The sequence below is a fragment of the Micromonospora sp. AP08 genome (genome assembly GCF_008085935.1).
GTDB lineage: Bacteria > Actinomycetota > Actinomycetes > Mycobacteriales > Micromonosporaceae > Micromonospora > Micromonospora chersina.
Window position 1 is genome coordinate 151,624 of sequence record NZ_VSEZ01000014.1, and the last position, 10,254, is coordinate 161,877.

Annotated in this window: 12 protein-coding genes and 3 tRNA genes; all 15 read left to right on the plus strand. The window is 72.1% G+C overall.

Going from position 1 to position 10,254, the window contains the following annotated elements:
• The first annotated feature begins 104 nt into the window (after positions 1-104).
• A complete protein-coding gene (locus FXF50_RS22680) occupies positions 105-2,633 on the plus strand; it encodes a bifunctional diguanylate cyclase/phosphodiesterase (RefSeq protein WP_148430890.1) in 2,529 nt (842 codons plus the stop codon).
• A 95-nt stretch (positions 2,634-2,728) separates the two neighbouring features.
• Positions 2,729-2,801: transfer RNA gene (locus FXF50_RS22685), tRNA-Thr, on the plus strand.
• Positions 2,802-2,826: 25 nt separating this feature from the next.
• A tRNA-Met gene (locus tag FXF50_RS22690) sits at positions 2,827-2,899 on the plus strand.
• A 132-nt stretch (positions 2,900-3,031) separates the two neighbouring features.
• Positions 3,032-3,199: a 50S ribosomal protein L33 gene (gene rpmG, locus FXF50_RS22695; protein ID WP_067301359.1), complete on the plus strand. Its 168-nt coding sequence runs from the start codon at positions 3,032-3,034 to the stop codon at positions 3,197-3,199.
• A gap of 121 nt (positions 3,200-3,320) precedes the next feature.
• On the plus strand, positions 3,321-3,767 hold the full coding sequence (locus FXF50_RS22700) for a MaoC family dehydratase N-terminal domain-containing protein (protein ID WP_148430891.1): 447 nt from the start codon (positions 3,321-3,323) through the stop codon (positions 3,765-3,767).
• A gap of 4 nt (positions 3,768-3,771) precedes the next feature.
• Positions 3,772-4,164, plus strand: a complete 393-nt coding sequence (locus tag FXF50_RS22705) for a MaoC family dehydratase (RefSeq protein WP_091317948.1) — start codon at positions 3,772-3,774, stop codon at positions 4,162-4,164.
• A 126-nt stretch (positions 4,165-4,290) separates the two neighbouring features.
• Positions 4,291-4,363, plus strand: a tRNA-Trp gene (locus FXF50_RS22710).
• 214 nt (positions 4,364-4,577) lie between these two features.
• Positions 4,578-4,970, plus strand: coding sequence for a preprotein translocase subunit SecE (gene secE, locus FXF50_RS22715; RefSeq protein ID WP_148430892.1), 393 nt, complete (start codon positions 4,578-4,580; stop codon positions 4,968-4,970).
• A 35-nt stretch (positions 4,971-5,005) separates the two neighbouring features.
• Positions 5,006-5,728, plus strand: a complete 723-nt coding sequence (nusG, locus tag FXF50_RS22720; RefSeq protein WP_046567240.1) for a transcription termination/antitermination protein NusG — start codon at positions 5,006-5,008, stop codon at positions 5,726-5,728.
• Between the two features lie 186 nt (positions 5,729-5,914).
• Positions 5,915-6,346, plus strand: a complete 432-nt coding sequence (gene rplK / locus FXF50_RS22725; RefSeq protein ID WP_091570017.1) for a 50S ribosomal protein L11 — start codon at positions 5,915-5,917, stop codon at positions 6,344-6,346.
• A gap of 83 nt (positions 6,347-6,429) precedes the next feature.
• Positions 6,430-7,146, plus strand: a complete 717-nt coding sequence (gene rplA, locus FXF50_RS22730) for a 50S ribosomal protein L1 (RefSeq protein WP_148430893.1) — start codon at positions 6,430-6,432, stop codon at positions 7,144-7,146.
• A gap of 78 nt (positions 7,147-7,224) precedes the next feature.
• Positions 7,225-8,124: an ATP-binding cassette domain-containing protein gene (locus FXF50_RS22735; RefSeq protein ID WP_148430894.1), complete on the plus strand. Its 900-nt coding sequence runs from the start codon at positions 7,225-7,227 to the stop codon at positions 8,122-8,124.
• Entirely contained in the window at positions 8,121-8,810 is a 690-nt protein-coding gene (locus FXF50_RS22740; RefSeq protein ID WP_148430895.1) for a hypothetical protein, read from the plus strand. The genes FXF50_RS22735 and FXF50_RS22740 overlap by 4 nt, the downstream gene beginning before the upstream one ends.
• Before the next feature lie 314 nt (positions 8,811-9,124).
• Positions 9,125-9,670, plus strand: coding sequence for a 50S ribosomal protein L10 (gene rplJ / locus FXF50_RS22745; protein WP_148430896.1), 546 nt, complete (start codon positions 9,125-9,127; stop codon positions 9,668-9,670).
• 54 nt (positions 9,671-9,724) lie between these two features.
• Positions 9,725-10,111 (plus strand): 50S ribosomal protein L7/L12, encoded by a 387-nt coding sequence (gene rplL, locus FXF50_RS22750; RefSeq protein WP_091262814.1) that lies wholly within the window; start codon positions 9,725-9,727, stop codon positions 10,109-10,111.
• Positions 10,112-10,254: the final 143 nt, after the last annotated feature.

Genomic DNA, 10,254 nt, shown 5'->3' on the forward strand with positions numbered 1-10,254 from the left:
CCGGTCTGTGTTCGTCGAGCCCGGCTGCCACGAGTGCTGGGCGCCGGCCGGGCGACGACTCGCGTCGGTGACGCGGCGGCGCGCCGCCAACGCGAAGGAGCGGCATGAGCCGTCGCGATCAGCCACGACGCAGGTCGTCTGAGGACGCCTGGATCATCACGGCACCGTTGGCGCTGGTCGCTGTGGCCTGCGCCACGGTGACCGGCCTGCTGGTCGAGCATCCCGTCGGTAAATGGCCGCAGGCGGCGCTCTTCCTGGTCCTCATGATCGTGGCGGGGCTGCCGCTGCTGAGCCTGGTCGTCCGCCGGCAGACGCTCGGCTTCACGTTGACCGAGCTGCCGCTGGTTCTCGCGCTCTACTTCCTGCCGCCTCTGACGGTCGTGGGCATCTACACGCTGACGGCGCTGATCACGCACATCCGGCACCGGTTCTCGGCGCCGAAGGTCTGGTTCAACGTCGCCCGTGCCGCGGCCGGCACCTCGCTTGCCGTGCTGGTGCTCCAGGCGTTCCCCCCGATGAACGGGGTGGGGCCGCGGACCTGGGTCAGCATCTTCGCCGCCGTCAGCATGGTCCTGCTGGTCAGTGTCGTCAGCGTGGTCGCCGTGCACACCCTGCTGCACGGCTGGCAGACCGGCCGGGGTGCGCTGCGCAGCGCGAAGACGGGCCTGCTGACCGCCGGGGTCAACGTCTCGATCGGGCTGATCGTGCTGATCCTGGTGCGCAGCACCTGGTGGTCCCTGCTGCTGCTCGCCGGGATCGGCGCCGGTGTGGTGCTGGTCTACCGGTCGTACGCGCAGTTCTTCCGGCAGCACCGCACCGTGACCGACCTCTACGAGCTGACCCGCGCGGTGGTGGAGAGCGGGCAGAGTGGCACCCTCGCCGACGCCCTGCTCGGCCGGGTGCGGGCCATGATGCAGGCCGAGTACGCCACCCTCTGGCTCCCGGCCCAGGGGCGGCACCCGGAGACGCTGCTGACCGCCCGGGTCGACGACCCGGGTCTGCTCGACGTGGCGCACACCCCACAGGCACTGCGCGAGAAGGTACGGGAGTCCCGACGTACCGTGGCGGTCGGACACGGCGTGACGACCGACGACGAGTTCCGGGCGGAGCTGGGGGAGCGGCGCGTCAAGGACGCCGTGGTGGTGCCGCTGCGCTCCGGTCCGGTGGTGATCGGCACCCTGGAGGTGGCCAACCGGCTCGGCGACGGCAACCACTTCACCTCGGCCGACATCGCGGTGTTCGAGACCGTCGCCGCGCACGCCGCGGTCGCCCTGGAGAACTCCCGGCTGGTCGACCGGCTGCGGCACGACGCCGAGCACGACACGCTCACCAAGCTGCCCAACCGCCGGCGGATCACCGCGGCGGTGACCGAGGCGGTCCGGATCGCGGCGCCCGGCGAGGTGGTGGCGCTGCTGCTCTTCGACGTCGACCGGCTGCGCCAGGTCAACGAGTCGCTCGGCCACGCGGCCGGCGACAAGGTCCTCGTCGACGTGGCCGAGCGGCTGCGCGCCTGCGCGCCCTCCTCGGCCCTGGTCGGTCGGGCCGGCGGCGACGAGTTCCTGGTGACGCTGCGGCTGGAGAGCACCGAGGCGGCGCTGGAGCTGGCCGGCCAGCTGCGTGAGCAGATCCGCGACGAGATGGTCTTCGACGCCCTCACCCTGGACGTGGACACCGTGGTGGGGGTGGCCGTCCATCCCGATCACGGGAGCGACGCGGCGGCCCTGCTCCAGCGCGTCGACCTGGCCGCCACGGCCGCCAAGTCGGTCCCGGGCGGCGTCCAGCTCTACAGCCCGGCGCTGGAGTCCCGGTCGCTGCGCCGGCTGGGCCTCGCCGGCGACCTGCGCCGGGCGCTGGACGACGGCGCGCTGGAGGTCTACTTCCAGCCCAAGGTCACGCTGCGGGACCGGCGCCTGGTCGGCGTGGAGTGCCTGGCCCGCTGGGAGCACCCGGCGCACGGCACGGTGGTCCCGGACGACTTCGTGGCGGTGGCCGAGCACACCGGCCAGCTCGGCCGGCTCACCGAGTTCGTGCTGCGGGAGAGCCTGCGGCGCAGCCGGGACTGGAGCCACGGGGACCAGGCCCTCGCCATCTCGGTGAACCTCGCCGCCCGGACGCTCACTGACCAGCACTTCCCGGCGCTGGTGCGGGACCTGCTCGACGAGTACGGTGTACCGCCGCAGCGGCTCACGCTGGAGATCACCGAGGCCGGGGTGCTGGACGGCACCGAACGTCCCATACCGACCCTGAAGCGCCTCCGCGACCTCGGTGTCCGCCTCTCGGTGGACGACTTCGGCACCGGCAACTCGTCCCTGGCCCAGCTGCGCCGGCTGCCCGTGCACGAGGTCAAGGTCGACCGCTCGTTCGTGCAGGGGATGGCCACCGACCCGGGCGACCTGGCCATCGTCAACGCCGTCGTGACGCTGTCGCAGCAGTTCGGCCTGGCCGTGGTGGCCGAGGGCGTGGAGAGCGAGCTGACCCTGGAGCTGCTCCAGGACATCGGCTGCGAGATCGGCCAGGGCTTCCTGTTCAGCCGGCCCCTGCCGTACGAGCGGTTGGAGGCCTGGTTCGGCGCACAGGTCGATCCCGAGACGATCGTGGCGGGCGAGCTTCCCCGCCTGCGGGTTGTGCCCTGACCTGCGCGGACGCGACAACGGGGGATCCGATTTCACCTCGGCGGCGGGGTCGTGTACTGTTTCCTCTGCGCGACACCCCACGGGTGATCGGGCAGGCCCCCTTAGCTCAGTCGGCAGAGCGTCTCCATGGTAAGGAGAAGGTCTACGGTTCGATTCCGTAAGGGGGCTCAGAGGGTCCGGCTGGACCCGCCACGGCGGTGTAGCTCAGATGGCAGAGCAAGCGGCTCATAATCGCTGTGTCGCCGGTTCAAGTCCGGCCACCGCTACTCTCGTCCTCCGGGTCCGCCCGGGTGGTCGGTGGGATGGGCGCCACAGGCGCCCACTTTGCATGTCCGCGTAGTCAGCGCGTAGGCTGATGCGCCGTAGTTGTTATCCGTGAGCGAGGAAGGCACTCCGCCGTGGCGAAGGCGACCGATGTCCGGCCGAAGATCACTTTGGCGTGTGTGGAGTGCAAGGAGCGCAACTACATCACGCGCAAGAACCGCCGTAACGACCCGGACCGCATCGAGCTGAAGAAGTTCTGCCCCCGGGACGGCAAGCACACCATCCACCGCGAGACCCGCTGACCCACGGCCGGCACCGCCGGCCCGCAGACAGCTTCCGAACGCCGGTCCGCACGGACGGCGGCCCTCGACGGCCGACCGCCCGTACGGATCGGCGTTCGTGCTTCCCGTGTAGGTTCGCGGCATGTCCCTGGACCCGTCCTTCGTCGGCCGGAGCTATCCGCCGACCGCCCCCTACCAGGTGGGCCGAGAAAAGATCCGCGAGTTCGCCACCGCCATCGGGGCGACCGACCCGGCGCACCACGACCCGGCGGCCGCCCGGGCGCTCGGCCACCCCGACGTGGTGGCCCCGCCGACCTTCCCGGTGATCGTGACCATGGCCGCCAGCCGGCAGATCGTCGAGGACCCGGCGCTGGGCGTCGACTACAGCCGGGTGGTGCACGGCGACCAGCGCTTCGCGTACACCCGGCCGGTGGTGGCCGGGGACGAGCTGGTCTGCGTGAACACCATCGAGGAGGTCACCAACCGGGGCGGGCACGGCTTCCTCACCACCCGCACCGACGTGTCCACCGTCGCCGGCGAGCCGGTGGTCGCCGTCTGGTCCAAGATCGTCGTACGCGGGGAGGCCTGAGGAGATGGAGCTGCCCACCCAGACGTTCCGGGTGACCCGCGCGGACCTGGTCCGCTACGCGGGCGCCTCGGGCGACTTCAACCCGATCCACTGGAGCGACCGGACCGCCACGAAGGTCGGCCTGCCCGGGGTGATCGCCCACGGCATGTTCACCATGGCCCTGGTCGGCCGGGCGGTGACCACCTGGGCCGGCGCGCCGGACGCGGTGGTCGACTTCAACGTCCGCTTCACCCGCCCGGTGGTCGTGCCGGACACCGACGAGGGCGCCGAGGTCGAGGTCTCCGCGGTGGTCAAGGAGGTCACCGATGACGGCCTGACCAGGCTCGACATCACCGCGACCTGCCTGGGGGAGAAGGTGCTGTCGCAGGCTCGCGCGACCGTGCGGACGCCTCGCTGAGGATCCGTTCGACGCGCGAGGGGTGGACCGGTTGGGAAAGTCGCACGACTACCCGTACACTGGTCCGCCGTGGGGCAAGTGACCCCTGCTCGGCACCGTGTGTCCGGGTGGGGTGAGTTGCCGCACAGGGGTGTAGCTCAATTGGCAGAGCAGCGGTCTCCAAAACCGCAGGCTGCAGGTTCAAGTCCTGTCACCCCTGCGCCTCAGGCCTGACCGTTCCCGTGGGTCGCGCCGCCGCACAGCGGCGCCCGGCCCGTGGTGGTGGCATCGGCGGGGTTGGTTCCGAGGCATTCGGGGCCCTCCCGGTCGGTCCGCCGGCCGCGGCCCGTCGCGGGACGGTTGGTCCGGCCGGCGTGACCACACGCCGCGCACGCCGCCCGGCGTGCGACCCGATATCCCGCACGGAGGGCGAAGTGGCCGAGAGCAAGCGGCGCGGCGAGGACGCCGGCGACGAGCGTCTGGACGACGACGCGACCGTCGACGGTGTGGCCGACGACGACGCCACCGACGCGGACGAGCCTGTCTCCCGGGGCGGCACCGCCACGCGCAAGCGGGCCCGCGCGGATTCCACCGAGGAGCGGAAGACCCGCAGGGACACCGAGCGGATCGGGCTGTTCGCCCGCATCGCGCGGTTCTTCCGCGAGGTCGTGGCCGAGCTGCGTAAGGTCATCTGGCCGACCCGCAAGGAGCTGCTGACCTACACGGCCGTGGTGGTCACCTTCGTCGCGGTGATGTTGGCGATCGTGGCCGGCCTGGACTACGGCTTCGCGAAGGCGGTGCTGTGGGTCTTCGGCAACCCGAGCTGACCTGCGGACAGCGATAGTGACGGAAGTGAGCGAGCGTGCCTGAGTACGACGAGACCGCCGAGACCCCGGACGAGCAGTCCACGGTGGCGACGGCGGCCAACGATGAGTCGGTCGAGGCCGCCAGCGAGCCGGAGTTCCCGACCACCGAGCCCGCCCCGGACGAGGACTTCGACCCGGTCGCCGAGCTGCGCCAGAAGCTGCGCTACGCCCCCGGCGACTGGTACGTGGTGCACTCGTACGCCGGCTACGAGAACAAGGTCAAGACCAACCTCGAGACCCGGATCACCTCCCTCGACATGGAGGACTTCATCTACCAGGTCGAGGTGCCGACCCGGGAAGAGGTCGAGGTCAAGAACGGCAAGCGGTCGCAGGTCCAGGCGAAGGTCTTCCCGGGCTACATCCTGGTCCGGATGGAGCTGACCGCCGAGTCCTACTCCTGCGTCCGGAACACCCCGGGGGTCACCGGCTTCGTCGGCGCGACCGACCGGGCCGACCGGCCGGCGCCGCTGAGCCTCGACGAGGTGCTCAAGTGGCTGGCCCCGGCGGTCGAGACCGAGCAGAAGAAGGCGAAGCCCGAGGTCAAGGTCCTCGACTTCGAGGTCGGCGACTCGGTCACCGTCACCGACGGCGCCTTCGCCTCGCTGCCGGCGACGATCAGCGAGATCAACGCCGACCAGCAGAAGCTCAAGGTCCTGGTGTCGATCTTCGGCCGGGAGACCCCGGTCGAGCTCAACTTCAACCAGGTCGCCAAGATCTGACGTACGTCCGCACCGGCGGTGGGCCCCCGGGCCGGCCGCCGGTGCGCCGTTTTCGCGGCCCGCCGGACCTCGGCGGCAAGGGTGGCGGAAGGCTGCGCTACCCTAGAACGTCGGCTGTCCGCACCGCGCTGACCGTGCGCGCCCGCGGGCCGGCGAAAATCCCAGTTCCAAGCCCCAGGAAGAGACATGCCTCCGAAGAAGAAGCTCGTCAAGACGTTCACGCTTCAGCTGCCGGCGGGCCAGGCCACCCCGGCGCCGCCGGTCGGCCCCGCGCTCGGCCAGCACGGCGTGAACATCATGGAGTTCTGCAAGTCCTACAACGCGCAGACCGAGTCCCAGCGGGGCGACATCGTCCCCGCCGAGATCAGCGTCTACGAGGACCGCACCTTCACCTTCGTGCTGAAGACCCCGCCCGCCGCCCGGCTGCTGATCAAGGCCGCCGGCGTGCAGAAGGGCTCGGGCGTCCCGCACACCCAGAAGGTCGGCTCGGTGACCCGCGCCCAGCTCCGGGAGATCGCCGAGAAGAAGATGGCGGACCTGAACGCCAACGACATCGACCAGGCCGAGAAGATCATCGCCGGCACCGCCCGGTCGATGGGCCTGACCGTCGCCGACTGACCTCGTAGCACCGCTCCACCCGATCCGTTCGTGGGAGGGCCGCGGAGTCGCGGGCCCGCCATAGACCACAGGAGTTACCAGAAATGCAGCGCAGCAAGAGCTACCGCAAGGCCGCCGAGGTCATCGACCGGTCGAAGCTCTACACCCCCGCCGAGGCCGTCAAGCTGGCCAAGGAGACCACCAACGTCAAGTTCGACGCCACGGTCGAGGTCGCGATGCGCCTCGGCGTCGACCCCCGCAAGGCGGACCAGATGGTCCGCGGCACGGTCAACCTGCCGCACGGCACCGGTAAGACCGCCCGCGTGATCGTGTTCGCCGCCGGCGCGAAGGCCGAAGAGGCCGCCGCCGCGGGTGCGGACGAGGTGGGCACCGACGAGCTGGTCGCCCGTATCCAGGGCGGTTGGCTGGACTTCGACGCGGCGATCGCCACCCCGGACCAGATGGCCAAGATCGGCCGGATCGCGCGGATCCTGGGCCCGCGCGGCCTCATGCCGAACCCGAAGACCGGCACGGTGACCATGGACGTCACCAAGGCCGTCGCGGACATCAAGGGCGGTAAGATCACCTTCCGGGTGGACAAGCACTCCAACCTCCACCTGATCATCGGCAAGGCCTCGTTCTCCGAGACCCAGCTGATCGACAACTACGCGGCGGTGCTGGACGAGGTCCTGCGCTCGAAGCCGTCCGCGGCCAAGGGCAAGTACCTGAAGAAGGTCACCCTCACCACCACCATGGGCCCGGGCGTCCCGGTCGACCCGAACGTGGTGAAGAACCTGACCGAGGCCTCGTCCGAGGCCTGAGCACGACTGCCCTGACGGGGCCCCGCCACCATCCGTGGCGGGGCCCCGTCCGTCTGTCCGGTGTGGCAGGCTCGGCGCATGCGGCTGGAGGGTGTCTGGCTGCGGTACCAGCGGCGCGGTCCGTGGGTGCTGCGGGAGACCGACGTGGCGATCGGCCCGGGCGAGGTGGCCGTGGTGCTCGGGCGCAACGGGGTGGGCAAGTCCACCCTGCTCCAGCTCGCCGCCGGCGTGCTCCGGCCGACGCGGGGCCGGGTGGTCGACCGGCCGGCCGCCGTCGGCTGGGTGCCGGAGCGCTTTCCCGCCGACCAGCCCTTCACCGTGGGCGCCTACCTGGCCGCGATGGCCCGGGTGGCCGGCCTGCCCGGCCCAGACGCCGACCGGGCGGTGCGGCGCTGGGTCGACCGGCTCGGCCTGACGCGCTTCCACGGCGTGCGGCTGCCCGAGCTGTCCAAGGGCACCGCGCAGAAGGTCGGCCTGGCCCAGGCGCTGCTCCGCCCGCCCGGCCTGCTCGTCCTCGACGAGCCCTGGGAGGGGCTGGACGCCGCCGCCCGCGAGCTGGTGCCGGAGGTGGTCGACGAGGTGCTGGCCGACGGCGGCACGGTGCTGGTCAGCGACCACCGCGGGGAGACCGTCCGGCTCCCCGGCGCCCGGCTCTGGTCGGTCGCCGACGGCACGGTCACCGAGGCGGCGCCGTCCGGGGCCGTGGCCACCGTCGTGGTCGAGCTGTCCGTCCCGGCCGGCGGGGTCGCCGCCGCCGTCGCCCGGTTGCGCGCCGACGGCCACCACGTCCTTCGGATACGCGACCACGCCGTCCCGCCCCCCGCCACGCGACCAGGGTCCGATTCCGCGCCCGCCGTCGCTGCCGACGACCCGTTCTCCGGCACCGGGCAGCCCGGCGATTCCGGCCGGCCGGGTGCCGCCCCCGGCGAGGGGCCGCTGTCGGGCGCGCCCGGGCCGGCCCCGGAGGTGGCCCGGTGATCGCGCTGGTCCGGCTGCGGCTGGTCGGCTTCCTGCGTACCGGCCGGGCGCTGGCCCCGGTGCTGGCCGGCCTGCTCGCCCTCGGCGTCCTCTATGGCGGCGGCCGGGCCCAGCCCGCGGAGGCCTACGGCGTCTCGGCCGTGGTCCTCTTCCCGGTGCTGGCCTGGCAGACCAAGATCCTGCTCGACGTCGAGCCCGACGTGCAGCGCCGGCTGGCCCGGGTGGTCCTCGGCCCGGCCCGGGAGCGGGCCGCCGGCCTGCTCGCGGCGGCTGTGGCCGGCCTCGGCACGGTGGCCGTCGCGCTGGTCTTCCCCTGGCTGGTCGGCGGGGTGACCGGCCCGGCCGGGCCGGGGGACCGGCCGCTGGCCGAGGGGCTGGCGCTCGGCCTCTGGGCCCACCTGCTGGCCCTGCCGGCGGCGGTCGGGCTGGGCGCCCTGGCCTGCCGGGCGATCACCCGCAGCGCCGGCTACGGCGTCGCCGTGCTCACCCTCGGCGGGGTGGGCGCGCTGGTCCTGGGCCTCTCCGGCTCGGTGGCGCCCTGGCTGGCGCCGCCGGTGCTGCCCACCGCCCGGGCGCTGGCCGGCCCGCTCGCGGCTCCCACCGGCCTGCTGCTGACCGCCTGGGGGCTGGCCTGGGCGGCCGTGGTGCTGGCCGGCTACGCCTGGGGCCGGCGGAGCCGGGCCTGAGTGACCGGGAGCACTCCGGGGGCGATTTGGCGGTAACGGGACACGTCGCGTAACCTTTGGCGCGTAGTTCCACCCAGAGACCGCTGGTCACCGTGCCCTGGCACGGTCGAAGGTCCCGCGATGACGGGCGACCCGCGCAGGGCGGCAAGCGAAACTCGGTGCTGTACGTGGTCCGCCGACCGCGCCCACGGTGCCGGCCCTCGCCCCGTGCGCCCTGCGCCGGGGCTTTTCTCGTTGTCGTGATGCCTCCGCCGCCGTCGCGAGCGTCCGCTCGTCGCCGGCGTACCAGCTCCGAGCAACGAGAGAGGAGGGACATGGCGGACAAGCCGATCCGGGCCGACAAGGCCACGGCCGTCGCCGAGCTGACCGAGAGCTTCCGCAACGCGGGGGCGACCGTGCTGACCGAGTACCGCGGGCTCACGGTTTCGCAGCTCACCCAGCTGCGGCGCTCGCTCGGCAAGGAGACCAGCTACACGGTCGCGAAGAACACGCTGGCCAAGCGTGCCGCGAGCGATGCGGGCATCTCCGGCCTCGATGAGCTGTTCACCGGTCCTACCGCGCTGACTTTCGTTTCGGGCGACGTCGTCGAGGCGGCGAAGGGGCTTCGCGACTTCGCGAAGGCCAACCCGAAGCTCGTCATCAAGGGCGGTGTCTTCGAGGGCAAGGCCATTTCCGCGGCCGAGGTCACGAAGCTCGCCGACCTGGAGTCCCGCGAGGTGCTGCTGGCGAAGCTGGCCGGCGCCATGAAGGGCAACCTGAGCAAGGCCGCGGCCCTGTTCCAGGCTCCGCTCGCCAAGACCGCGCGTCTGGCGGCCGCTCTGCAGGACAAGCGCGAGAAGGAGGGCGCCGAGGCGGCCTGAGGCCACCCGGCGCACCCACGTTCTTAGTTTTCACTTTCAGAAAGGACGCCAGACATGGCGAAGCTCAGCACCGACGAGCTGCTCGACGCGTTCAAGGAGATGACGCTGATCGAGCTCTCCGAGTTCGTGAAGCAGTTCGAGGAGACCTTCGAGGTCACCGCGGCGGCTCCGGTCGCCGTCGCCGCCGCCGGCGGCCCCGCCGGCCCGGCCGCCGAGGCCGAGCCGGAGAAGGACGAGTTCGACGTCATCCTCGACGCCGACGGTGGCAAGAAGATCCAGGTCATCAAGGTCGTGCGTGAGCTGACCGGCCTGGGCCTCAAGGAGGCCAAGGACCTGGTCGAGGCCGCGCCGAAGCCGGTCCTGGAGAAGGTCAACAAGGAGACCGCCGACAAGGCCAAGGCCAAGCTCGAGGGCGAGGGCGCCAAGGTCACCCTCAAGTGACCTTGCGTTCGACCTGACGCGCGTCCGGCTCACGTGAGCCGGGGCACACCGCGTCGCGGCGGGCGGGGAGCGGCCCGTGGAGATGTTCCCCGCCCCGGGGGGGGGTCCCCGCGGGGGCGGCGGGGGGGGGGGGGGGGGGGGCG

Coding starts and splice junctions, on each gene's coding strand:
- rplK (WP_091570017.1), top strand. CDS start 5,915: ATGCCTCCGAAGAAGAAGCTCGTCAAGACGTTCACGCTTCAGCTGCCG.
- FXF50_RS22680 (WP_148430890.1), top strand. CDS start 105: ATGAGCCGTCGCGATCAGCCACGACGCAGGTCGTCTGAGGACGCCTGG.
- FXF50_RS22705 (WP_091317948.1), top strand. CDS start 3,772: ATGGAGCTGCCCACCCAGACGTTCCGGGTGACCCGCGCGGACCTGGTC.
- rplA (WP_148430893.1), top strand. CDS start 6,430: ATGCAGCGCAGCAAGAGCTACCGCAAGGCCGCCGAGGTCATCGACCGG.
- rplL (WP_091262814.1), top strand. CDS start 9,725: ATGGCGAAGCTCAGCACCGACGAGCTGCTCGACGCGTTCAAGGAGATG.
- FXF50_RS22735 (WP_148430894.1), top strand. CDS start 7,225: ATGCGGCTGGAGGGTGTCTGGCTGCGGTACCAGCGGCGCGGTCCGTGG.
- FXF50_RS22700 (WP_148430891.1), top strand. CDS start 3,321: ATGTCCCTGGACCCGTCCTTCGTCGGCCGGAGCTATCCGCCGACCGCC.
- rplJ (WP_148430896.1), top strand. CDS start 9,125: ATGGCGGACAAGCCGATCCGGGCCGACAAGGCCACGGCCGTCGCCGAG.